Origin of the sequence: Arthrobacter sp. StoSoilA2 (assembly GCF_019977195.1) — a bacterium.
Taxonomy (GTDB): Bacteria; Actinomycetota; Actinomycetes; order Actinomycetales; family Micrococcaceae; genus Arthrobacter.
On sequence record NZ_AP024643.1, the window covers coordinates 1,471,168 to 1,494,657 of the forward strand.

The 23,490-nt window shown below is 63.3% G+C and carries 17 protein-coding genes and 1 tRNA gene; 13 read left to right on the forward strand and 5 right to left on the reverse strand.

Annotated features, from left to right (window positions below):
* The 3 genes from LDN82_RS06855 to LDN82_RS06865 all read left to right on the forward strand — a co-directional run bounded on the left by LDN82_RS06855 (position 1) and on the right by LDN82_RS06865 (position 3,861).
* Positions 1–1,833, forward strand: a complete 1,833-nt coding sequence (locus tag LDN82_RS06855; protein WP_224166850.1) for an ABC-F family ATP-binding cassette domain-containing protein — start codon at positions 1–3, stop codon at positions 1,831–1,833.
* An 814-nt stretch (positions 1,834–2,647) separates the two neighbouring features.
* Positions 2,648–2,947, forward strand: coding sequence for a transposase (locus LDN82_RS06860; RefSeq protein ID WP_224090242.1), 300 nt, complete (start codon positions 2,648–2,650; stop codon positions 2,945–2,947).
* A 17-nt stretch (positions 2,948–2,964) separates the two neighbouring features.
* Complete coding sequence (locus LDN82_RS06865) at positions 2,965–3,861, forward strand: IS3 family transposase (RefSeq protein ID WP_263422302.1); 897 nt, start codon at positions 2,965–2,967, stop codon at positions 3,859–3,861.
* A gap of 148 nt (positions 3,862–4,009) precedes the next feature.
* Here the strand turns inward: LDN82_RS06865 and LDN82_RS06870 are convergent, their stop codons facing one another.
* Entirely contained in the window at positions 4,010–4,609 is a 600-nt protein-coding gene (locus LDN82_RS06870) for a TetR/AcrR family transcriptional regulator (RefSeq protein WP_224167487.1), read from the reverse strand.
* Between the two features lie 263 nt (positions 4,610–4,872).
* Here LDN82_RS06870 and LDN82_RS06875 point away from each other — a divergent pair.
* The 10 genes from LDN82_RS06875 to sufU all read left to right on the forward strand — a co-directional run bounded on the left by LDN82_RS06875 (position 4,873) and on the right by sufU (position 19,640).
* A tRNA-Gln gene (locus LDN82_RS06875) sits at positions 4,873–4,944 on the forward strand.
* Positions 4,945–5,068: 124 nt separating this feature from the next.
* Entirely contained in the window at positions 5,069–6,568 is a 1,500-nt protein-coding gene (gene glmU / locus LDN82_RS06880; protein ID WP_224166851.1) for a bifunctional UDP-N-acetylglucosamine diphosphorylase/glucosamine-1-phosphate N-acetyltransferase GlmU, read from the forward strand.
* A 2-nt stretch (positions 6,569–6,570) separates the two neighbouring features.
* The gene (locus tag LDN82_RS06885; protein ID WP_159697849.1) at positions 6,571–7,551 is read left to right on the forward strand and encodes a ribose-phosphate diphosphokinase; all 981 of its coding nucleotides are present in this window, start codon (positions 6,571–6,573) and stop codon (positions 7,549–7,551) included.
* Positions 7,552–7,854: 303 nt separating this feature from the next.
* Positions 7,855–8,430, forward strand: coding sequence for a 50S ribosomal protein L25/general stress protein Ctc (locus tag LDN82_RS06890; RefSeq protein ID WP_224091717.1), 576 nt, complete (start codon positions 7,855–7,857; stop codon positions 8,428–8,430).
* Between the two features lie 177 nt (positions 8,431–8,607).
* Positions 8,608–9,192, forward strand: a complete 585-nt coding sequence (pth, locus tag LDN82_RS06895) for an aminoacyl-tRNA hydrolase (protein ID WP_224166852.1) — start codon at positions 8,608–8,610, stop codon at positions 9,190–9,192.
* Between the two features lie 142 nt (positions 9,193–9,334).
* The gene (locus tag LDN82_RS06900) at positions 9,335–12,076 is read left to right on the forward strand and encodes a LuxR C-terminal-related transcriptional regulator (RefSeq protein ID WP_224166853.1); all 2,742 of its coding nucleotides are present in this window, start codon (positions 9,335–9,337) and stop codon (positions 12,074–12,076) included.
* A gap of 38 nt (positions 12,077–12,114) precedes the next feature.
* Positions 12,115–14,778, forward strand: a complete 2,664-nt coding sequence (locus tag LDN82_RS06905; RefSeq protein WP_224166854.1) for a LuxR family transcriptional regulator — start codon at positions 12,115–12,117, stop codon at positions 14,776–14,778.
* A gap of 467 nt (positions 14,779–15,245) precedes the next feature.
* Entirely contained in the window at positions 15,246–17,684 is a 2,439-nt protein-coding gene (locus LDN82_RS06910) for an ATP-binding protein (protein ID WP_224166855.1), read from the forward strand.
* Between the two features lie 115 nt (positions 17,685–17,799).
* Positions 17,800–19,128, forward strand: coding sequence for a cysteine desulfurase (locus tag LDN82_RS06915; protein WP_224166856.1), 1,329 nt, complete (start codon positions 17,800–17,802; stop codon positions 19,126–19,128).
* 59 nt (positions 19,129–19,187) lie between these two features.
* Positions 19,188–19,640, forward strand: coding sequence for a Fe-S cluster assembly sulfur transfer protein SufU (sufU, locus tag LDN82_RS06920; protein ID WP_223936373.1), 453 nt, complete (start codon positions 19,188–19,190; stop codon positions 19,638–19,640).
* Between the two features lie 22 nt (positions 19,641–19,662).
* On the opposite strand, the gene nhaA is transcribed toward sufU, so the two are convergent.
* From nhaA to LDN82_RS06940, 4 genes are all read right to left on the reverse strand, one after another.
* Complete coding sequence (gene nhaA, locus LDN82_RS06925) at positions 19,663–20,961, reverse strand: Na+/H+ antiporter NhaA (protein ID WP_224166857.1); 1,299 nt, start codon at positions 20,959–20,961, stop codon at positions 19,663–19,665.
* Positions 20,962–21,125: 164 nt separating this feature from the next.
* Positions 21,126–21,347, reverse strand: coding sequence for a hypothetical protein (locus LDN82_RS06930; RefSeq protein WP_224166858.1), 222 nt, complete (start codon positions 21,345–21,347; stop codon positions 21,126–21,128).
* 1 nt (position 21,348) lies between these two features.
* Positions 21,349–21,846 carry a DUF2505 domain-containing protein gene (locus LDN82_RS06935; protein ID WP_224091751.1) on the reverse strand — a complete coding sequence of 166 codons (498 nt, stop codon included), beginning with the start codon at positions 21,844–21,846 and terminating at the stop codon, positions 21,349–21,351.
* Between the two features lie 49 nt (positions 21,847–21,895).
* Positions 21,896–23,467, reverse strand: coding sequence for an SDR family oxidoreductase (locus LDN82_RS06940; RefSeq protein WP_224166859.1), 1,572 nt, complete (start codon positions 23,465–23,467; stop codon positions 21,896–21,898).
* Positions 23,468–23,490 lie beyond the last annotated feature (23 nt).

Consider the following 23,490-nt stretch of genomic DNA (forward strand, 5'->3'; position numbering starts at 1 on the left):
TTGGCCCACCTGCTCGGCGGCGAAAACCTCACCGTTTCGTTCGCGACCCGCACTGTCCTCGACGGCGTCACCCTCGGCTTGGAGGATGGCGACCGCATCGGCATGGTCGGCCGCAACGGTGACGGAAAATCAACCCTCATGCGTTTGCTCGCCCTACGCTCCACGCCCGACTCCGGCCGCGTCACCAAACGTGGTGACGTCAACGTCGGCTACCTCGACCAAGGCGACGTGCTCGACGGCGACCTGACAGTCGGCGCAGCGATCGTCGGCGACCGCGCAGACCACGAATGGGCCGCCAACCCCAAGATCCGCGAAGTCATGGGCGGCCTGGTTGGTGACGTCGACTGGCACGCCAACGTGCACGCACTCTCCGGTGGGCAAAAGCGTCGTGTCGCGCTGGCCAAGCTCCTCATCGAAGACCACGACGTCATCATGCTGGACGAACCCACCAACCACCTCGACGTCGAAGGCGTGGCCTGGCTGGCCAAGCACCTCAAGACTCGCTGGCGCGCCAACCAAGGCGCATTCCTGGTGGTCACCCACGACCGCTGGTTCCTTGATGAAGTCTGCAACTACACCTGGGAAGTCCATGACGCGATGGTGGACATGTTCGACGGCGGATACGCTGCCTACGTTTTGGCTCGCGCCGAGCGGGACCGGATGGCCGCCGTCGTCGAAGGTAAACGCCAGCAGCTCGTCAAAAAGGAGCTGGCATGGCTCCGGCGTGGTGCGCCGGCACGAACTGCCAAGCCGAAGTTCCGGATCGAAGCTGCCAACGACCTCATTGCCGACGTGCCGGATCCCCGCGACTCCGTAGCCCTCAGCAAGATGGCCACCGCGCGGCTGGGCAAAGACGTGCTGGACCTCGAGAACGTGACCCTCGATTTTGTTGACGGAGCGGACGGGCAGAAACTCTTCGACAACATCACCCTGCGGCTCGCACCTGGCGAACGGCTGGGCTTGGTGGGCGTCAACGGGGCCGGCAAGTCCACGCTGCTCAAGCTCCTCAACGGCGAAATCCAGCCCACCTCCGGCAAGGTCAAGCGCGGCAAGACGGTGGTGACGGCTGTCCTCACCCAGGACGTGAAGGAGCTCGACGACGTCTCGGACCTTCGCGTCATTGAAGTCATTGAGCGGGAAAAGCGGTCCTTTAGCGTAGGCGGTAAGGAATTCACCGCCGGCCAGCTCGTAGAGCAGCTCGGATTCACCAAGGAAAAGCAGTGGACACCCGTCAGGGACCTCTCCGGTGGTGAGCGCCGCCGGCTCCAACTCCTGCGCCTGCTGGTAGGGGAGCCCAATGTACTGATGCTCGACGAGCCCACCAACGACCTCGATACCGACACCCTGGCCGCCGTCGAAGATGTCCTGGACGGTTGGCCCGGAACGCTGGTTGTCGTGAGCCACGACAGGTACCTGCTTGAGCGCGTCACGGACAACCAGATGGCACTCCTTGGCGATGGCAAACTCCGTGGCTTGCCCGGCGGTGTGGACCAATACCTGGAACTGCGTGAAGCGGCACTTGCTTCCGGCGCTGTTGGCGGCGGATCCGGTGCGCCGACTTCTGCGGGTGGCGGTACGTCGTCGAGTGCCGCTCCGTCCGGTGCCAGCGAAGCCGAAAAGCGTGAAGCCCGCAAGGACCTCAACAGGATCGACCGCCAGCTCGGCAAGATAGCCCAGCAGGAGGAAAAGCTTCACACCCAAATGGCCGCGAAGTCCGACTCCGGGGACTTCGACGCACTGGGCGAACTCAATGCCAAGTTGCAGGAACTCCTTGAGGAGAAAGAAGGCCTGGAGCTCGAGTGGCTCGAGGCCGCCGAAATCCTCGGTGAGTAGGGCGCGGCCAGCGGTGTTGCCGTGGCGAGTGGCGGCTGGCGAGTGGCAGCTGGCGGCGCAGCGGCTGGCGAGTGGCGGCTGGCGGCGCAGCGGCGCGCATCCTCCGCGTGCTGGCTCGTTCCTCGCCTTTGACGCACGCTTCCGGACGCCCGCCGCTGCTGCAACGCTCTCTCACATCCAGCGGGCTTTTGCGGATCGTTCTCTCAGGTCCAGCGGGCTTTTGCGGGACGTTCTCTCAGGTCCAGCGGGCTTTTGCGGATCGTTCTCTCGGGTCCAGCGGGCTTTTGCGGATCGTTCTCTCGGGTCCAGCGGGCTTTTGCGGGACGTTCTCTCGGGTCCAGCGGGCTTTTGCGGATCGTTCTCTCGGGTCCAGCGGGCTTTTGCGGATCGTTCTCTCACGTCCCGCAGCGTTTTAGCCGTTGCTCTATCACTTCCTCAGGGCTTGCCCTTGCCCGGGCGGGAGTGTCGGAACAACGGTGGATCCGGGGTTGGCGTTGCTTCGATGTTGAAGGAAACCCGGGCCGCTTTGTCACTCGGGATGTGAAAGCACGTTGTGGCGGGCCTCCGGCAGCCTCTTTTTAGTGTCCGCAGAAGTTTCGGTCAGGGGCTGATTTATGGACCGGGGTCGTTCGGATGTGAGAGCGCATCGCCTGGAAGGCGTTCGGATGTGAGCGCGCATCGCCTGGAAGGCGTTGGGATGTGAGAGCGGAACGCCCGAGAGGCGTTGGGATGTGAGCGCGTATCGCCTGGAAGCGGTGGGGATGTGTGCGGCCGTATGGTTTTCTGAGACAGCTTGATGGGAGATTCGTTTCAGATGACCACGCCCAGAAGAAAATATGATGCCGCTTTCCGTGAGGAAGCAGTGCGGCTGGTGCTGTCCACGAACCGTTCGGTGAAGCAGGTCGCCGAGGAGATCGGGGTGAAGGAAAGCACGCTGGGGAACTGGCTTCACCGACATCGGGAACGTCAACCAAATGCCCCTGTCCCGTCCGAGGACAGGGGCCCGGTTGCCTGGGAAGAACACCAAAAGGCCTTGGCCGAGAACGCCAGGTTGAAGGCCGAGGTCGAGTTCCTGGGAAAAGTCAGCGCCTTCTTTGCCGCGAAGCAAAAGTAGAGGATTTCTACGAGTTCATCGAAGCGGAGAAGGCCAACCATTCAGTGGTGTGGCTGTGCCGGGCATTGAAGGTTTCCCGGGCCTCGTTCTATCGGTGGCGCAACCCCGCCGGGCCCTCACCACGTGCCGTGCGGCATGAGGATCTGGTCACCGCGGTCACCGACCTCTATACGAAGGAGGAAGGCCGTGCCGGACGGGACCAGTTGGCCTTGTTGCTGAACGCGGCCGGGACCAAGGTCTCCGCCCCAACCGTCGGAGCCATCATGCGCGAGACCGGTCTGCGTGCCATCCGAACTCGGGCCTGGAAACAGACCACGGTCCAGGACCCGCAGGCCAAGACCGCCCACATCGAGAACCACATGCTCGACACCGACGGCAAACGCGACTTCACCTCCACCGTGCCCGGGACCCGTCTGGTCGGCGATATCACCTACCTGCGCACCGGCGAAGGCTGGCTCTACCTGGCCACCGTCATCGATCTGTTCTCCGGCATGGTCATTGGCTGGTCCATGGCCGGACACATGCGTGCGAGCCTGTGCACCGCGGCCCTGCAGATGGCCCGGAACCACGGCCGCTTCGCCGAGGATTCTGTGGTCTTCCACTCCGACCGCGGCGCCCAGTACACCTCTGAGGAATTCCAGCAATGGTGCGGCACGAACGCGGTCACTCAGTCCATGGGCAAGGTAGGGGTGTGCTGGGACAACGCGGTCGCCGAGAACTTCTTCTCCCACCTCAAAACCGAGTTCTACCACCACCACCGCTTCGGTTCCAGGCTCGCCGCCCGGACCGCCGTGATGGACTACATCGAGGGCTGGTACAACCGCCGCCGACCCAACCGCCGGGCCGGCGGCGCACCACCCGTAACAGCCCACACCGCTTACCAAACCACCGTTCAGGGACCCCTGGCCGCCTAACCAACAACAACGAGAACTGTCTCACAAACTTGACGAGCGCAGTGAGCGCGCATCGCCTGGAAGCGGTGGGGATGTGAGAGCGCATCGCCCGGAAGCAGTGGGGAAGTGAGCGCGCATCGCCCGGAAGGCGCCCGGAAGTGAGAGCGGATCAGGGGTCGGATCGGAGGCCGGGCTCCTTTTGCAGCCCGGTCAGTCCGTTCCAGGCCAGGTTCACCAGGTGGGCGGCTACCGCGCGTTTGTCCGGCTCACGACTGTCCAGCCACCATTGGCCTGTCATCGCGACCATTCCGACGAGCATCTGGGCGTACATGGCGCCATCTGCAGCGCTGAATCCACGGCGGGCGAATTCGTCGGAGAGCAGGTGTTCCACACGCGCTGTGACGTGCGAGAGCAACGTGGAGAAGGCGCCCTCGGGCTGGGACGGTGGTGCGTCGCGCATGAGTATCCGGAAGCCGTCTGTGCGCTCCTCGATGTAGCCAAGGAGTGCCAGCGCAGCGCGCTCCACCAGGACGCGGGGTTTGGCATCGGTGCTCAATGCCTCGGTGATGGAGTCCAGGAGTATGCGGAATTCGGTTTCGACAACCTGCCGGTAGAGGCCTTCCTTGGACCCAAAATGCTCGTAGATCACCGGCTTGGAGACGCCCGCGCTGGCGGCAATTTCTTCAATGGTCGTGCCGTCCAGGCCTTTGGCTGCGAAGAGCGACCGGCCAATGCCGATGAGCTGGGAGCGGCGCTGTTGTCCGGTCATCCTTGACCGTATCGGGCGGTCTCCCAGAGGCTCGACGGCGGCTGCGGGCCGGGAAAGTTCAGTGCGCTTGCTCACGTGTCCATCATGCCCTAACCCGCCGCGCGGCTGATCGGGGCGGGCCGTAACAGGGCATCCGGAGACCCGTCAGAGTGGGTCAAGTCGCGAACCATGCAAAGGTCATGGCAAACTAGATTCTTGTGTGTGCATCCCGGTGATCCGGGATACCGTCAGGCCCTGCCGCCTGGGGGTGCAAGCATGCACGGTCCGCTCTGGTGTAATGGCAGCACCCCGGCCTTTGGAGCCGTGGAGTATAGGTTCGAATCCTATGGGCGGAACGGTCGGAAAATGCGCTCCACTCTGTACCTGGAACAGCTCGAACGGTGCCTGGGTCCACAGTTGGAATGGCAGCATTCCGAAGCCGGGTTACCCGGGACAAAACCGAGCAAGGAGAGCCAGTACGTGAGCCCCGAAACCACCGGTCCCGCAGCAGTCATCGTCTTGGCTGCAGGTGCCGGGACGCGAATGAAGTCGCGGACTCCCAAGATTCTCCACGAAATTGGCGGCCTCTCCATGGTGGGCCACGCCCTCCTCGCCGCCCGTTCCATCAGCCCCCTGAAACTTGCGCTTGTTGTCCGGCACGAGCGCGATCGCGTGGCAGAACACGTCTCCGCGCTGGATCCGGAAGCCCTGATCGTTGACCAGGACGAGATCCCGGGCACGGGACGCGCTGTCCAGGTCGCCCTCAACGCCCTCGACGCCGAAGCGGAACTCACCGGCACTGTGGTTGTCACTTATGGAGATGTGCCCCTGCTGACCGGCGAATTGCTGGGCGAACTCGTGGCCACCCATGAGGCCCAGGGCAACGCCGTAACGGTGCTCACAGCAATATTGGACGACGCCTCGGGCTACGGCCGCATCCTGCGTGCCGAAGACGGCACGGTCACCGGCATTCGCGAGCACAAGGATGCAAGCGAAGCAGAGCACACCATCCTTGAGGTCAACTCCGGCATTTACGCTTTCGACGCCGCTGTGCTGCGCGACGCGCTGACGCAGGTCACCACTGACAACGCGCAGGGCGAGATGTACCTCACCGATGTCCTCGGACTGGCCCGCGACGCCGGTGGCCGGGTTGCCGCGGTCGTCACCCAGGACCGCTGGCAGGTTGAGGGTGCCAACGACCGCATCCAGCTGTCCGCGCTCGGTGCCGAACTTAACCGCCGCATCGTCGAGTCCTGGATGCGGGCGGGCGTGACGGTGGTGGATCCGTCCACTACCTGGATCGACTCCACGGTCAGGCTCGATGAAGATGTCCGGTTGCTGCCCAATACGCAACTGCACGGTTCCACCACTGTGGCGAGGGACGCCGTCGTGGGTCCCGATACGACGCTGACGGACGTCAACGTTGCCGAAGGTGCCAAGGTGACCCGCACGCATGGCTCGGGTTCCATCATTGGAGCCGGGGCAACCGTTGGACCGTTCACCTACCTCCGCCCTGGCACGGTACTGGGAGAGACCGGCAAGATCGGCGCCTTCTACGAAACCAAGAACGTGACCATCGGCCGCGGTTCCAAGCTGTCCCACCTCGGGTACGCAGGTGACGCTGAAATCGGCGAGGACACCAACATCGGCTGCGGCAACATCACGGCCAATTACGACGGCGAGAAGAAGCACCGCACGGTGATCGGCTCGGGCGTGCGGACTGGTTCAAACACCGTCTTTGTAGCTCCGGTGACCGTGGGTGATGGCGCTTACAGCGGCGCCGGTGCCGTCATCCGCAAGGATGTCCCGCCTGGAGCCCTCGCCATTAGCCTGGCCGCGCAGCGAAACGCCGAAGGCTGGGTACTGGCCAACCGCCCCGGTACCAACTCAGCGAAGCTGGCCCAGGCCGCGCAGGAGTCCATGCTGACCCCCGCCTCCACATCCTCACAATCTCCAGCAACCACAGAAGAGGGCAAATAGGCATGAGCGAAATTACCGCACACGGCGAGAAGAAATTGATTCTCGCCGCCGGAAGGGCACATCCGGAGCTGGCGCAGGAAATCGCGAAGGAGCTGGAGACTGAGCTCCTGCCCATCGACGCCTATGACTTCGCCAACGGGGAAATCTACGTCCGTTCCGCTGAGAGTGTCCGCGGCACTGACGCGTTCGTCATCCAGGCGCACCCGGCCCCGCTGAACAACTGGCTCATGGAGCAGTTGATCATGATCGACTCCCTCAAGCGCGCCTCTGCCAAGAGGATCACGGTTGTTTCACCGTTCTACCCATACTCCCGCCAGGACAAGAAGGGCCGCGGCCGCGAGCCCATTTCCGCCCGCCTGGTTGCGGACCTGTACAAGACTGCCGGTGCGGACCGCATCATGTCCGTCGACCTGCACACCTCCCAGATCCAGGGCTTCTTCGATGGCCCGGTTGACCACCTGATGGCGATCCCGCTGCTGGCCGACTACATCCGCACCAAGGTGGAGGCGGACAACATCACCGTTGTTTCGCCGGACACCGGCCGCGTCCGTGTCGCCGAGCAGTGGGCGGAACGCCTTGGCGGTGCCCCGCTGGCGTTCGTTCACAAGAGCCGCGATCTCACCGTGCCCAACCAGGCTGTCTCCAAGACCGTTGTTGGCCAGGTTGAAGGCCGCACGTGCGTGCTTATTGACGACATGATCGACACCGGTGGAACCATCTCCGGTGCCGTCCAGGTCCTGAAGAACGCTGGCGCCAAGGATGTCATCATCGCTTGCACGCACGCCGTTTTCTCGGACCCGGCAGCGCAGCGCCTCGCTGATTCGGGCGCACGCGAAGTGGTTGTCACCAACACCCTGCCCATCCCGGCAGAGAAGCGTTTCCCGCAGCTCACGGTGCTGTCCATCGCACCGTTGATCGCGCGTGCCATTCGTGAAGTGTTCGACGACGGTTCGGTCACCAGCCTGTTCGACGGCAAAGCCTGACGCCGGACTACTGGCATGACGGGCCATCCGCCGCCTCCGGGCGTGTGGATGGCCCGTTTTCAGTAATGAAGGTATCCGCTGGTAAACTCTTGGGGATACCTTGGCGAGGGAGAGCACATCCGGTGCGCGTTTTGAACCGGAATTGCGGGTCTCCGTTATCGACTGGGTCTGCATCTCCTTCGACACAGGCGGGCTTGCTGCTGGACAGCAACGGTCGCCGGGCGTAGAAGGTCCACAGACCTCCGCCCTTGCTGATCGACTTGTCCGGAGTTTCCCGGACGCCACAGTAATCAAGGAGTACACATGTCTGAGCAGAAGCTCACCGCAGAACTGCGCACCGAATTCGGTAAGGGTTTTGCCCGCCGTGCACGTATGGCCGGCCAGATCCCGGCTGTCATCTACGGCCACGGCGCAGAGCCGATCCACATCAACCTGCCCGGCCGCGCCACCACGCTGGCCGTCCGCGTTTCCAACGCCCTGCTGGCAATCGACGTCGACGGCGAGAAGCACCTGACGCTCGTCAAGGACATCCAGCGCGACCCGGTTAAGCAGATCATCGAGCACGTTGACCTCCAGACCGTCCAGGCTGGCGAGAAGGTTACCGTCGACATCGCCATCCACGTTTCCGGTGAAGTTGCTCCGGGTGCTGTTGCCAGCCTCGAAGCCACCACGGTTTCCCTTGAGGCCGAGGCAACCCACGTGCCCACCGCCGTCGAGGTTGACATCGAAGGCCGCAAGGCCGGCGAGAACATCCACGCATCGGACCTCGTCCTGCCGAAGGGTTCCACCCTGCTCACCGAAGGCGACACCCTTGTGGTCCGCATCGCCGAGACCGCTTCTGAGGCTGAAGAAGAAACCACCGCAGCAGCGGCTGAGTAGTCTTTGACTGCATAGGCAAACGCCTTTTGAGTGGCCGGGTCCCCTTGGGTCCCGGCCACTTTCTTCTTTCACTCCCGCGTAATCCCGCGCGCCCCCGCGATTCCGATACCGGTCAGGCAAGTTAGCCGAGCAGATTCGCTGACCGGATTTCCTGACCAGATTCCCTAGGATGAGACCATGACTGACACCTGGCTGATAGTTGGCCTTGGCAACCCCGGCAGCGAGTACAGCAACAACCGGCACAACGTGGGCCAGATGGTGCTTGACGAGCTGGCGTCGCGGATGGGCGGCAAGTTCAAGACCCACAAGGCCAAGGCGCAGGTGGTGGAGGGCCGGCTGGGGATTGGCGGGCCCCGCATAGTGCTGGCCAAGCCGATGACTTATATGAACGTTTCCGGTGGTCCTGTCGCGGGGCTGAGCAAATTTTTCGACATTGCGCCTGATCACGTCATTGCCGTCCACGATGAGATCGACATCCCCTTCAACACGGTCAAGCTCAAGATAGGTGGCGGCGAGGGTGGCCATAACGGCCTCCGCGATATCTCCAAGGCGCTGGCAACAAAGGACTATCTGCGGGTGCGGGTAGGCGTGGGCAGGCCTCCGGGACGTATGGATACCGCGGACTTTGTCCTCCGGGATTTTGCAGCGCCCGAGAAGAAGGAATTGCCATTTCTGCTGGACGAAGCCGCTGACGCGGTGGAACTTCTGGTCAATGAGGGGCTCCTTGCGGCGCAGCAGAAGCATCATGCGGCAAGAACTTGAGCAAATCTTGAGGAAAGCCTGAGGAAAGCCTGATGATACGAGGCGCCCTTAGCCCTACAAACTGTCGGCGCCCGGAGGTAGTGTGCATGGTACGCAGGTAAGCGGTGGGGGACTGTCGCGGATGTTGTAGCGAAGGATGCGAATGTCGGCGGAGTTGCTAAACAAAGGCGGTGGAGGCGCAGCGAGGGCTGCGGCTCCGGACCTTGTGGGCGGTCCATCCGATCGGCAAACATGGTCATTGTTGGCCAGGAGCCAGGATCTGTCCCGGGCAACCAAGCATCTGGAGTCCCCGGAATCGTACGGTGTGGTGCTCACGGGCGAACGGGGAATCGGCAAATCGGGCCTGGCCCGGGCAGTAGTTTCCTCGCTGGGCCCCAAAATCCACAGCCTGCAATTACGCAACACGGTCGCCAACGGCCAGACTCCCTACGGGTGCCTCGGATTCCTCCTGGCGAGGCTGCCGTCCGAGGCCGTCAGTTCGCCCACGGGCATTCTGCACGCGATTACCTCCCTGATCCGTAAAGAAGCCGCGGGCCGCGAGACTGTCTTCATCGTGGACAACGCCGGCGGTATGGATCCCATGAGTACGGGCGTGCTGCTGAATCTGATGGCCACTGGAACGGCCAAGGTGATCGCCACTGTTCAACGCTCCAGTGATCTCCCCGCTGATTTTCATCGGCTGGTCCTTGAGGAGCAACTGGGCGAAGTCCATCTGAACACGCTGAGCGAAGAACAGACCAAGCAGGTTCTCGGCTCGGTGCTGGGCCACTACGTTTCTTCGACCCTGGTTGGCTCACTCCACTCCGCTGTCGGCGGGAACCCGATGCTGCTGCACGCGCTCCTGGACGAGCAACGCCATTCCGGCAACCTCGTCCTCAACGATTCCGTGTGGACGCTCAGGGACCGGATCAAGCTTGAAGGCGCCACGGTTGTGGAGGACTTTGTCCGTTCCAGGTTGGCGCGCGAACCGCAGGCCAACCGGACCGTCGTCGAGGTTCTGGCCTGTGCGCAGCGCGCCACCCTGGTGGATCTTGCAGCGATCTTTGGCACGGAAGTGCTTGTGGAGATGGAGGAATCCGGGCTCCTGAGCGTTGACCGCAGCGGCGAGCACTGGGTGTCCCTTCGGGATGCCTATGTGGGTGAGGTTGTTCGGGGCTGGCTGAGTACCCGGCGCCGTCGCGAGCTGAGGTTGATGCTTCTTGGACCCAAGGAGCCGGAGCTGGCTGGGTTGGCTCCACAGGATTTGCTGAGCTACGCCGCGTGGATGCATGCCTGTGAGGATGAGCCGTCACCGTCGCCCGCGCACGCCTTGGCAGCAGGCCGGGCGGCCCTGGACGATTACGACCCCAACTTTGCCATCCAATGCACACTCTCCCTGGATCCGAAGGATCCCGAATGGGTGCCGGGGCAGCGCCTGAAGTCAGCTGCCTACCTCATGCTGGACCTGCCCCTGCACGCGGCCCAGGCTTTGGATGAGGTTTCCGAGGCACACATTGCGGCTTTGGACCCAATGGAGTTTTCAGAAGTAACAGCGGCCAAGTGCCAGGCCATGACATGGATTGACGGCCGCTCGGCTATGGTGCCCGGAGTGATCGCGGCGGCAAATGAAACCTTGGAGTCCATCGTTTCGAATCCGGAGAAATACACGCCGGAGATGATCACGCGGGCCCGGAACCGGCTCCTGCTTTGCAACTACGAATACCAGACGTACATGGGCGAATACACAGCTGTGGCCGAGGACCTGGAAGAGGAACTGGCCAAGGACCCTGCCGTGGACCGGGAACACTGGCTCAAGTCCGCCTTTTGCCTCATTGAAGCCCGTTGCGTGATGGGCCGGGAACTGGAAGCGCAGCAACTGGCACGCACCGTGTCCCGGCAGCTGGGGAACAATGACAGGCCGGCGCAGTTGGAGGAGTCTTTCGCGCGGCAGGCTTTCGGAGTGCTGCTGCTGTCCGGACAATGGCGGAAATGCATCGAGCTCATGCGCCGGACGCCCTCCACGCCTTCCCGCCTGCAGTACCGGGGTGCGATCACCGAACTGGGCGTAGGCCTCGCCTACGCTTACGCAGGGAAACCCGCTAGCGCGATCGAACCGTTGCGTTCCGCCGCCGCGCAGCTGGAGCTCCGCCCCGCCATGAACATGGTCAAGGTTGCCTACGCAGCTACCGCCTTTGCCTATGCCCAGTTGGGAAATTCACTCGAAGCCGGACGCTACCTTGACCTGTACCGCACCTGCCGGGGTGTTGGAACATATTTCTCCGAGTCCGTTGCCGAGTTCTGTGCTGAAATGGCAGGGCGATGGATGGGGGACCCGGACGTCAAACAGCGGCTGCTGGCCCGGGTCCATCAGGACATCGCCAAGAGGCGCTTCACAACAGCGGGCATCTGCCTTTTCGGCGCCACGGTGGAGGGCACGGACGCCGAGTACAAGCTGCTGGAAGAAGTTGCCACTAACCGTCAAGGCCCCTTGGCACAGATCGCCCGCGACCTCGCTCGCGGATCCCTGAACCGGAGTTCCCGTTCTCTTCTGGCGGCCGCCGATGCCGCAGCTGCACTGGATTTGTTGGTGGTCGAAGCCAGGTGCGTTGCCATGGCCTTGGACTTTGCCCGTAATGCAGGTGAAACCACGGCTGCCCGGACCGCGCAGCTTAGGCTTGAGCGTCTGGAACAATCAGTCGCGGCGTTGCCGATCCAACCACGAAGCGACGCACCGGTGTTGACCGAGCGTGAACGGCAAATTGCCAAACTGGCCGGAAAGGGTGTCAGCAATCGTGAAATCGCTATGGATATTGGGGTGTCTGTGCGGACCGTTGAGGGACACCTGTACCAAGTGTTTACCAAGCTCGGCGTTTCATCCCGAGGCGAGCTCAATGGTCTCCTGTGAGTTGAGGAGCGTAGTTTCCGTCAACCGGGTGCGTGCCCATGCAGGCTGAGTACCTTGTTGGCAGGGACGCGGAGTTGGACCTCGCGACCGAAATATTGAGGCAGGAGGGCGCGGGCGCCGTCCTGCTCCTTGCCGATCCCGGCATCGGCAAAACGGCCATGGCCGCCGAGATCGCTGCCCGCCTGGCCGGCGAAATGGTAGTGATGCGGATCCATGGAAGTCCGGCACTGTCCGCTGTTCCTTTCGGTGTCCTGGCGCCCTACCTCCTGGACCTGCCTGTGGAGCAGGCCACCTCGCCGGTGGCGATTCTTCGCGAGTTTTGGTCCCAGTTCGAGAAAAGGCGCGGAAGCGAAGGCGCACGGCTCCTTCTGGTTGTAGACGACGCCCATGACCTCGATGAGGCCAGCACACAGATTCTGGCCGAATTGGTGACGGCTGGCTGGGCGAGGCTGGTGGCGACCAGCAGGCCGCGGCCAGGACTTCCTCCTGCCCTTCTCCAGCTCTGGTACGACGGCCTGGCAGAGCGCTTCGAACTCCACCCCCTGGAAAAGGAAGAAGTGGCCGAGCTGGCCGGGAAAACCTTGGGCGGGTCGGTCATGGCAAGCACCACTGATGTTTTGCATGCTGTTTCGGAGGGTAACCCCCTGTTGCTCCGTTGCCTCCTGGAAGACTCAAAAGCTGACGGAAACCTGGTGCGTCGAAATGGCGTCTGGTTCCTCACCAGGGCCCTCTCCGGCACCGGCGAGGGCCTCTCTGAAGTGGTTCGGAACAAAGTCCTGCGAACCAGCGAGGCTGAACGGGAAGCGATGTACATCATCGCCTTGTCCGAACCCGTCCCCGCCGCCGTACTCGACGCGCTCGTGGGCAGGGATACGTTGCGGTCGCTGATGGACAACAGGCTCGTGATTTCCAGTAACGGCGCTGGTAGTCCCCTGAAAATGTGGCACCCGATGTATGGTGAGGCGCTTCGCCACATTGTTTCGCCCGCGCGTAGCCTCCAGATCCGCCAGCGTATGGTTCAGCACCTGCCCGCGGAACCATCAACGGCAGAGGGCCTGCTCCGAATGGTGAGTTGGGCGCTGGACTGTGGTGCCGACGTCGACGACGAACAGCTGCTGAGGGCAGCGTTCCTCGCCGCGAAACTCCTGCAGAATCCGCTCGCGCTGGAGGCCGCTGCCAAGGTTCGCTCCGAAGCGCTGCGCCCCCGTGCGCGTGCCGTGATGGCAATGGTCAAATACAACGACGGCGACTACCGCAGTGCCGTGGAGCTGCTCGAGGAAGATGCCGGGTTCCTGGACGCCGATCCGTCCGGGCCCCTGGGCGCCGGACTGCTGTGGGGAGCTGCGAGGTCCGCGATGGGGGACAGCTCCGGTGACATCCTGGCTGACGTCCACTCTGCCGCCGACGCACTGGTGGCGGGCCGCAACGCGCAGGACCCTGTGGTCGAACAGATCCGACGACACGCGGCGGCTTTGGAATTGGCGGCGCTGGCCCATGACGGCCGCTATGGAGAGCTTCGTGAGGGACTTGCCACGTTCCAGGCCGGTCTTGCCGCGGACGAGCCCGATTTAGTCATGAACCAGCTTTTCCTGTTGGCAATGCAGTGCGAGCTCCTGATGGTGGAGGGCCAGGCGGTGCAGGCATTGGAGATGGGCAGGGAAGCTCTGGTGTTGCTGGATGAACACCACGACGACCTCCTGTACTTCACCGACTTCATCCTGGTCCGCTATGCCTTGGCTGCGCTGGAGTCGGGGGATTGGGCGGCCGCCGAGACGGCCCTGAACCGCTACGCCGCCAGCTCCGCCATGGGGTTGATAACGTTCGGTGGCGACATCCAGGCGCTCAAAGGATTGTCCTTGCTCCGGCAGGGTCGGTTGGAACAAGCCAGCGCTGTGTTGATTCCCGCAGTGGAGGCACTCCGTGTGAAGGACCCGCAGAGGTTGCGCCGCCTGGGCAACGCGCTGGCGTTTTACGTTGCGGCCCGGTCAGGAAACCATGAACTGGCCCAACGCCTGTCCATGGACACGGTGGTGGTCCCGGCTGCCGGTGGCGCCTATGTTGAAGCCCTGGCCGAGATCTTCACCCTGGCCGCAAAGGAGCTTTTGAATAAAGGAACAGGGCTGGAGAAACTGCGGAGCCTCCCTGATTCCACGCATCTGCATCAACTTCCGGGCGTCCTGCTCCAGAACCTGGTCCTCAGGGCAGAGCTGGGGGACGGACAGGTCATGGAAGCCATCCAGGAAACTGCCTCGTCAATGGCTGGAGCATGGGCAGGCGGCTGGCACATGCTGGCCACCGCCCAAGTGGACGGCGCTGGCGATGCGTTCGTCAACGCAGGCAACCTGCTGGCCGCCGGAGGCATGCCCGGGCCAGCGGCGACAGCTTTCGACAAAGCCGCCGTTGCCTTTGACGCGGAGGGCAAACGGCCCGAGGCGCGGCAGGCGGCCGTGTTGCGCGACGTCAGCGAGGCCAGCCTGGGCGACGCACAGCTCCACGACCCCCACACCGAAGTGGACCGTTCCGTGCCCCTGACCCGGCGCGAGCAGGATATTGTGGCGCTGGCCGTTTCCGGACTCACTGACCGGCAGATCGCGGAGAAACTCATGGTCTCTGTCCGCACCGTGGAGGGCCACTTGTACCGCAGCTATGCCAAGCTGGGCATCCGCCGGCGCGAGGACCTTGGGGCTGCTGTCCGCAATTGATGCACGGCGTTTGAGTAGCTCCGGGAGCCTGTAAACACCACGTGGTTGCGGTATTGCACCAATTACCACCAATCAATGGACTAACCCGCGCCCTTTCCCTGCCTGGACCAAGTAGTGCCCCTCCAGGGGACTGAGTACAACAGAGTATCGGGGCCCGGAAACCGCCCTACTAATCGAGTACCGATTACTGGTGTTCTGATTTCCGGCACGCGGTTAACTGATCTTGGAAGGAAGGAAAGCCCCAAGCATCCCCGAATTCCACATCGAAATACCGCATCGGTGGTCTCTTTGAGCCGATGCTCCGGCCACCGAAAGGCGGTCCGGCCCTGGACGAAGCCGGCGGCGACAGAGTCTTCTGAGACCGAGACTCTCCCCCCAGCCGTCGCCGGCTTCTAGGCCAGGGATCCCGCAAAATCGCGGAAGCCTAAATTCTCCCGGACCAAGGGACTGCTGCTATTGGAGTGTGCATGTTGCCGGACCCCTGGCTGGACGAAGACGCTGTCACAGTCAGGCTGAGGCCGTCAACATTCCCGGACCGGAAGCAGATCCTGGATCTGATCCTCGCGGCAGTACCCTCTCCTTCCACCAACGGCATTGTTGTGATCGGCGACAGCGGATCTGGAAAGAGCCATTTGTTGCTCTCCATCAAAGCAGGACTACCGGACACCATGGATGTCCGCACTTTCGCCGGCAAACCGGAACTCCAGACAACCGTCTATGGTGCGTTGAGCGCCGCAGTGGAGCCCCCAGGCGAACAAACGGCCCTCCCGGGACTTCATGTCCTGCGGGCGCTCACCCAAAGCCTCGGTCCAGCAGAATACCTGTACACGCCCCCGGTTGCCCGGCGTCGAAGCAAGCGCCACCCCGGGCCCAAACGGCCTCCACTGGTCCTCCTCGTGGACGACATCCACTTCGTCGATCCTGCGTCACTGGCGGTTTTGCTGCAGCTGATGCCGGGATTCGGAGCCACCTTGGTAGCTACGGCCGACAGCCGCCGCCCGCTACCGCCGGATCTGTACCAGTTGTGGGAGGAGGGCTTCCTGGAGCAGTATGTCCTGGCTCCCTTTACGTTCACTGAGGCACAGGCTCTCTGCGAGGACGTGCTGGGCGGAAAGGTTCAAAGGCGCGCCAGCAGTCTTCTGGCGGCGATGTGCGGATTTAACGTGGGACTCCTTTGCCTGGCGATCCAGGATGCACGCAACGCCCATCTCCTGGTTCAGCGCGACGGATACTGGACCCTCGACGTACGGGCTCATTGTCAATGGCCCGGGGTGGTTGAGCACGTCCGGGCCGATATCTCCCACCATGCTGCGGAAGAACTGAAGGCGTTGGAGGTCATTGCGCTCGCCGAGCCTCTGGCCCTGGATGTTGTTGAACACAGCTTCGGCCAGAAGGCCGTGGAACACCTTCTTGACGCCCACCACATCAGGGTCCTCCCAGGAAGGCCTCCGCTTGTCCGTACGAGTTCATGGCTGCGGGGCGAGGGCATCCGGCTGTCCGTTCCCCGCTCGCGCAGCACGGCGCTCCGGCTTGGCATCGAGGAGCCGGGACTCACAGCGGATTCTGCGCCCGCCATGCTGCGCTGGATGACGTGGACCCTCGATTGCGGGCTGAGCCTCTCCGATGAACTCATCCTGGCTGCAGCGCCTGCCGCTGACAAACCCTCCACCGCTGAGCTGGCCATCAGGGCTTCCATGGGTATTAACGGTCCAGGCCACCGGGATGACGCCAGGATGATCCGGGCCAGGGCGCTCATTGCCGAAGGCCAGCTCAAGGAAGCAGCACCGGAGTTGCGCCAGTTGGTGGGTGGATCGCAGGCGGAGGTGCAGGCGGAGGCTGCACGCCGGTTGATGGCATTGGGTCTTTTGGGGGCGGCCTCTCCCATGCCGCCCGACGGCGGGGCCCAGGAGCCGCAGGAACCGTCGGATCCAGCCGCCCGGGTCATGTGGAATGTCCACATGGCCGAACAGCTCCTGCTGTCCGGGGACGCTCCCCAGGCGTTGGAAAAGTCTTCCGCTGCCTTGGCTGCCACTGATGCCGACCCTGCGCTGGAGATGTTCCGGCCAGGGGTGCTCCTTCGCCACGTTTTCCATCTGCGGCACAACCTGTCATGGAGCAGGCTGGACTCCGTCCTGGATTGCCCGTGGACCTATGCAGTGCCAGCGCACCTGGCATGGTGCCTGGATGTAGCGCGGGGTTATGCGCAGCTCAGCCAAGGCCTGCCCCGGGCCGCATTGCGAACGCTGGAACCCGTTGTGGCTGAACTGCACGACGCCGGCCTGCCGCCGGTTCTGCAGCTGGCAACGGCGATGCTGGCGTACTCCGCGGCGCTGTGCGGTGATTCGGAGCTGGCAATGGCAAGGGTGCGGAAGAGCTTGATGGCAGTGAAGGAAGGGGCCGGCCGAACTGAAAATGGCCTGTTGTCCCAGTTCAGCTCCCTGTTCGTGGCGGCAGCCCAGGACAAGGTTTCGCGCAAGCCCGGCCACTTGTTTGCGGCAGCCGAGGCCTTCCATGACCAGCAAAGTCATTTGATGGAAGCCGAGGCGTTGACCCTCATGATGCTCAACGCAAGCGGGTCCGCCGTCGAGGACCTTGTGGTGCAGCGCCGCCTTAGCGAGCTTGCCGCCTCGTTGCGGGGCGCCGGCGCTGCGGCGACGGGAACTTTCGCAACGGCTTTGTTGGGTAATGACCCCAAGGTGCTTGAATCTGCCGGCAAGAGCCTTTCCGGGGACCGGCAGTTCGCGCAAGCGGCCCTGTGTTACGCCCGGGCGGCCAGTGGCTACGAAGCGAGGACCCGCAGCGCGGCGAGCCGCCGCGCCTGGACCTTGATGGAGCGGCTGCATGGGGCTTTCGACAGCGATGTTGCTCCGCCGCTGGGATGGCTGCCTGGTACAGCGGGACATTGAAGTACAGCGGGGCACTGAGATACTGCAGGACGCCGACGTGCTGTAGGGCACATCTCCGGGGACGTCGCGCCGTGGGATAATTGAGTGTCCCTGAAGGATTTCCAAGGAGCGCCCCTTGACAGTCGTATCAACTCCCGCCTCACTGCAGCAGTCCGTGGTTCCTGCCATGGACAATGCGGAGGTGCTGCGGATCCGGAACGACTTCCCCGTCCTGGACCAACTGGTCAACGGCAAACCGTTGATCTATCTCGATTCCGGGGCCACCTCGCAGAACCCTTTGAGCGTCATAGAGGCCGAGCAGGAGTTCTACGAGCAGCGCAATGCCGCGGTTCACCGTGGCGCACACCAACTTGCGGTGAGCGCGACTGAGGTCTTTGAGGACGCCCGCCAAACTGTCGCGGATTTTGTTGGTGCCCAGTACGAGGAAACCGTGTGGACGTCCAACGCTACGGAGGGCCTGAACCTCATCAGCTATGCCTTGTCCAACGCCGCCTTGTGGGCTGCTCAGGGCCGCGGCAGTTCGGCGTTGAAGGAGCTGGCCATCGGTCCCGGGGACGAGATCGTGGTCACGGAAATGGAGCACCACGCCAACCTGATCCCCTGGCAGGAGCTCGCTTTCCGCACCGGCGCCACACTGAAGTACATTCCCATCACGGACGACGGCGCGCTCCGGCTCGATGCCGCGGCAGAAATTGTGCGGGAGCGGACCCGACTGCTGGCTTTCACGCACGCGTCCAACGTCCTGGGAACCATCAACCCGGTTGCCGAACTGGTGGCTCTCGCCCGACGCGTGGGTGCATTGGTGGTTCTTGATGCTTGCCAGTCGGTGCCTCACATGCCCATTGACGTCAAGGACCTGGATGTCGACTTCGCGGTGTTCTCGGGCCACAAGATGCTGGCTCCCACGGGCGTCGGTGTCCTGTACGGCAAGCAGGAACTCCTGGACGTCCTCCCGCCGTTCCTCACCGGTGGGTCCATGATCACCACGGTAACTATGGAGCGCGCCGAATACCTGCCTGCTCCGCAGCGCTTCGAGGCCGGGACACAACGCATCTCCCAGGCGGTTGCCCTTGCCACTGCCGTGAACTACTTGTCCGAAACCGGGATCGACCGCATCCATGCCTGGGAGGCTACGCTGGGTCAGCGCCTGGTCAAGGGACTTGAGGGCATCGACGGCATCCGCGTGGTGGGTCCTGCTTCCGGCGCGGAACGCATCGGGCTGGCTGCTTTCGACGTCGCCGGTGTCCATGCCCACGACGTCGGCCAGTTCCTTGACGATCGCGGCATCGCCGTCCGCGTCGGTCACCATTGCGCCCAGCCGCTGCACCGCCGCTTGGGGCTGACCGCTACTACCCGGGCCAGTACGTACCTTTACAACACCACAGACGACGTCGATGCCTTCCTTGACGCCGTGTCTGGCGTCCGGGCCTATTTCCAGGCCTGACCCAGGGCGTCTGCCTTCGGGCGCTCCCCACACACTTCCACGAACGGGTAACCAGCACCATGAGTCTTGACCAGCTGTACCAGCAGATCATCCTGGACCACTCCAAGCAGCGGCACGGAAGCGGGCTCGCGGACACAGAAGCTCCAACGGGCACGTCAACCGGCCAATCCCACCAGCTCAACCCGGTCTGTGGGGACGAGGTAACGCTCCGTCTGGCTGTTGCCGATGGAACTGTCAAGCAGATCAGCTGGGATGGTGCGGGCTGTTCCATCTCCATGGCGTCGGCCTCAGTGTTGACCGACCTTGGCGAGGGAATGTCCGTAGAGGAACTGCACGCCGTGATCGATAACTTCCGTGAAGTCCTTCGCTCGCGTGGAAAGGTGCAGGCGGATCCGGAGATTCTGGGGGACGCCGCCGCATTCGAAGGCGTGGCCCGCTACGCCGCCCGGGTCAAATGCGCCATGATTTCGTGGGTTGCCGCAGAGGACGCGCTGAACCAGGCGACGGCCTAACAGCCCGCAGAGCAGTGTGCCGCTAGGTGCGGCTGAAGACGTCAGGCACGCCGTCGCCGTCGTCGTCCCGTTGTTCTTCCACCTGAACCAGGCGGTAGTGCCGGTTCCTGGCCCTAAGTACGACGGCGGCCAGCAGCGCCGCGATCAGGGAACCGGCCAGGATGGCCACCTTGGCGTGGTCGTTGTGTGCGGATCCGGTGCCGAAACTTAGCTCGCCGATCAACAGTGAGACGGTGAATCCGATCCCGGCCAGCAAAGCCAGCCCAAAGAGGTCGATCCAGGCAATGCTGGAATCCAGGCTCGCTCGGGTGGTTTTGGTCACCAGGAACGTGGTGCCGAAGACGCCAATGGCCTTGCCCAGCACCAACGCCGCAACGATTCCCACGGCCACCGGATCACTGAGCGCCGCCCGCATGCCATCCAACCCGCCCAATGCCACGCCTGCGGAGAAAAAGGCGAAGACGGGTACTGCGAACCCGGCGGAGAAGGGGCGTAGCCGGTGTTCGAAGTGCTCGGCGAGCCCTTCGGCCGGCTCGCCCTTTCTTCCGCTGTTGAAGACCGGAACCGCAAAGCCCAAGAGGACCCCGGCCACTGTGGCGTGGATACCGGACGCATGGACGAGACCCCACGTGGCCAGGGCAAGGGGGAGCAGGAAGTACCAACTGCGGATCCGTTTCTGGACCAGGAAGGTGAAGAGCGCCAGCGGTACCAGCGCGGCCAGGAGCATGAGGGGCTGAATCCCCGTGGAGTAGAAGAACGCGATGATGCCGATGGCGATGAGGTCGTCAACTACTGCGAGGGTCAGCAGGAAGGTCCGCAGGGCTGCGGGAAGGTGCGTGTTGATCACGGCAAGGACGGCCAGGGCAAAGGCGATGTCCGTAGCCGTGGGGATGGCCCAGCCCTTGAGTGTCTCCGAGGCGGAGCCGAGGTTGAAGAGGACGTAGATCAGGGCGGGGATGACCACTCCACCGACGGCCGCGGCAACGGGTACAACAGCGCGGGCAGGTTTGCGGAGTTCCCCGGCGACGAACTCCCGTTTGAGTTCAAGGCCCGCGAGGAAGAAGAACACAGCCAGCAGGCCATCGGAGGCCCAATGCCCCAGGCTCAGCTGCAGGTGCCAGGGTTCATAGCCTATTTTGAGATCGCGTAATGCGAAGTAACCCTCAGCGGCGGGGGAGTTGGCCCAAATCAGCGCAATCACAGTGGCGGTCAGAAGGAGGGCGCCGCCCACGGTCTCTGTTCGGAGGATCGAGAGGATCCGGCGGTACTCGGGGTAGCTGGAGCGGCTGAAAACGGTGGTGGTCAGGGGTTGTTTGGCCACGGAAGCTCCTGTGGGTCGAGTGGTCGAAAGGCGGGCATCGCAAAGACACCGCCGACCAGACTTCCCGGCACACCAAAGCCCAGTCTACCCAACTGGGTAGCAGCAGAGCGCGTTATGAGGGCTCAAAACGCGCGCTACTGCGACCTAGTTGGGTGGGACGAGCGCTAGGAAACGAGCCCTGCAACCCCTATGGCCGCCGTCGCGAGTCCCAGCACCATGGAAATGGAGACCAGGACGACGTGGACAGTGAGGAACCTGGTGGCCTTGCCGGCGGCGTCGCGGGCCCGGGGATCCTTCATGACGCGCTTCAGGAACTGCGGCCATACAACCAGGGACCACACGCCGGCAACGATCAGGACCCAGCCCAGAATGGCGGGGAGCTGCATGCTAGTGGCTTTCGAGCCAGGCCTGCGCCTGCTGCGACTGGATGTTCAGGGCCTTGCCAACCATCGGCTCAGCAGCATCGGCGATCTTGCCGCCGAGGAACGGAACCGACGAGGAAACGTTGCCCTCAAGCTCGATCCGGGTGTTCCCGCCTTCAGCCACGAGGCGCTGGACTGCCGTGACGTCGAGCGGAGCGCCGGAGACCTTAAGGGCGATCTTGCTGGCGCGGGAGCCGTCGGCTGCCGGTGCCTCCCACTGTTCGGTCTGCGTGACAGTCAGGCTCTCGCCGACGAACTTGCGGGCGATATCCGGCAGGCGGGTAGTGGGGAGCGTACGAACCGTGGTGGTGCTGAAAGCGCCGGCGGGGTCGCCGTCGATCGTGAACGATTCCAAGGAGCCGCCCACCAGTTCACTCGTGTGGCGCAGGAAGTCTTCGTCGACAAATACGGCCGCAACGCGGTCAACGCTGTGGGGCAGGGTGGTGGATGCACTCAGGGCCATTGGTCCTCCGTGGATATGTTGGTGGTGAAGCTTTTTAGCTCCCAACATCCTACGGGGTGTCCGTGGCCACGCCGGAACTCTGCTCCTGTTCCTGCTCCTGAACTCTGGTTGCTGCCGCGGAAATGTTCCGTGCCATGGACGGGAAGATGATCCCGTGGAACGGGTACACGCCCAGCCAATAAAGTCTGCCCGCCAAACCGCGTGGGAAGAAGATGGCGCGTTGCTTGTAAAGGCTCCCGCCGCCGTCGGGCTCCACTGCCAACTCAAGCCATGCACGCCCGGGTGCCCGCATCTCGGCCCGGAGACGCAGCAAATGTCCGCGGTCTATGGCTTCGACCCGCCACCAGTCCACCACCTCGCCGCTGCCCAGCTTTTTCGGATGCCTGCGGCCCCTCAACAGGCCCGCCCCACCGGTGAGCTTGTCCAGCCATCCACGCACCCGCCATGCCAGCGGAAGTGAGTACCAGCCGTTCTTGCCACCGATGCCCTCAATGATGGTCCACACATGCTCAGGCTTCGCGTCGCTGTGGAAGGTCCGCTCGTCCAGGAAGACCTTGTAACCGGCCCAGTCGGGATCGCTGGGAAGAGGGTCGGCGTCGATTCCGGCATTTGCCCAGGTGGTCTCCACCTGCCCGTCCCGTTCCTTGCCCAAAGCCAAGCCGACGGCACGGCGGTACGGCGTCAGGCCGCCGTCGGGCTGGGGAATGTAATGATCGACGTCGTGCTCCCGCGATACGGCATCGTGCTGGAGTGACTGCACCAGCGGCAAGGACATGGACAGCGGAATGGGCGTGACCAGTGCAACCCAAAGCCCGGCGAGTTTGGGCGCCGGAACCGGAAGGGCGATCACCAGACGGCGGGGCAGGCCCCGCTCCAGGGCGTACTCGTTCATCATGTCCTTGTACTTCAGGACGTCCCGGGAGCCGATATCGAACGTCCGGTTCAGGCCGTCCGGGAGCGTTGCAGCAGCCACAAGGTAGTGGAGCACATCCCGCACTGCGATGGCTTCGATGCGGTTATTGACCCAGCTGGGCGCCGGCATGACGGGCAGGGTATCGGCCAAGTGGCGGATCATTTCGAACGACGCCGAACCCGAACCGATAACGACTCCGGCCTGGAACACGATGGAATCCACCTGGGAATCAAGGAAGACGCGTCCCACCGTCTCGCGGGAACGCATGTGCGTGGAGAGCTCTGCGTTCTCCGGGTGCAGGCCGCCGAGGTAGACGATCCTTGTGACGTGTGCCCGGGTCGCTGCGTCCGCCACGAGGCGTGCCATGGCATCTTCCGTCGCCTCGAATCCACTGCCCGAAGCCATGGAGTGAACCAGGTAATAGAGCACATCCACGCCCTGGAGTGCGTTCTCCAGGCTTCCGGCGTCGGACAGGGAATCCGTGATGATTTCGACGTCGTCGTGCCATGGAACATCGGCGATTTTCTGCGGGGAGCGGACCACCACCTTCACGCGGTGGCCAGCCTCGAGAAGCCGGGGGACCAGGCGGCCTCCAATGTAACCGGTGGCGCCCGTAACGAGGACTGTCTTGGATGGCTTGTTTGGTGATGGCTGCAAAGGAACTCCTGGGCTGGAGGGAGGGGTAGGCTGGAATGACCCGGCATTCATTTGAATTTCCGGGCATTTGTGTT

What these genes read in the sequence shown, in the direction of transcription:
- LDN82_RS06860 (WP_224090242.1), top strand. Translation starts at nt 2,648, where the DNA reads ATGACCACGCCCAGAAGAAAATATGATGCCGCTTTCCGTGAGGAAGCA.
- LDN82_RS06870 (WP_224167487.1), bottom strand. Translation starts at nt 4,609, where the DNA reads ATGACCGGACAACAGCGCCGCTCCCAGCTCATCGGCATTGGCCGGTCG.
- LDN82_RS06885 (WP_159697849.1), top strand. Translation starts at nt 6,571, where the DNA reads ATGAGCGAAATTACCGCACACGGCGAGAAGAAATTGATTCTCGCCGCC.
- LDN82_RS06890 (WP_224091717.1), top strand. Translation starts at nt 7,855, where the DNA reads ATGTCTGAGCAGAAGCTCACCGCAGAACTGCGCACCGAATTCGGTAAG.
- pth (WP_224166852.1), top strand. Translation starts at nt 8,608, where the DNA reads ATGACTGACACCTGGCTGATAGTTGGCCTTGGCAACCCCGGCAGCGAG.
- LDN82_RS06900 (WP_224166853.1), top strand. Translation starts at nt 9,335, where the DNA reads ATGTCGGCGGAGTTGCTAAACAAAGGCGGTGGAGGCGCAGCGAGGGCT.
- LDN82_RS06905 (WP_224166854.1), top strand. Translation starts at nt 12,115, where the DNA reads ATGCAGGCTGAGTACCTTGTTGGCAGGGACGCGGAGTTGGACCTCGCG.
- LDN82_RS06910 (WP_224166855.1), top strand. Translation starts at nt 15,246, where the DNA reads ATGTTGCCGGACCCCTGGCTGGACGAAGACGCTGTCACAGTCAGGCTG.
- sufU (WP_223936373.1), top strand. Translation starts at nt 19,188, where the DNA reads ATGAGTCTTGACCAGCTGTACCAGCAGATCATCCTGGACCACTCCAAG.
- LDN82_RS06930 (WP_224166858.1), bottom strand. Translation starts at nt 21,347, where the DNA reads ATGCAGCTCCCCGCCATTCTGGGCTGGGTCCTGATCGTTGCCGGCGTG.
- LDN82_RS06935 (WP_224091751.1), bottom strand. Translation starts at nt 21,846, where the DNA reads ATGGCCCTGAGTGCATCCACCACCCTGCCCCACAGCGTTGACCGCGTT.
- LDN82_RS06940 (WP_224166859.1), bottom strand. Translation starts at nt 23,467, where the DNA reads ATGAATGCCGGGTCATTCCAGCCTACCCCTCCCTCCAGCCCAGGAGTT.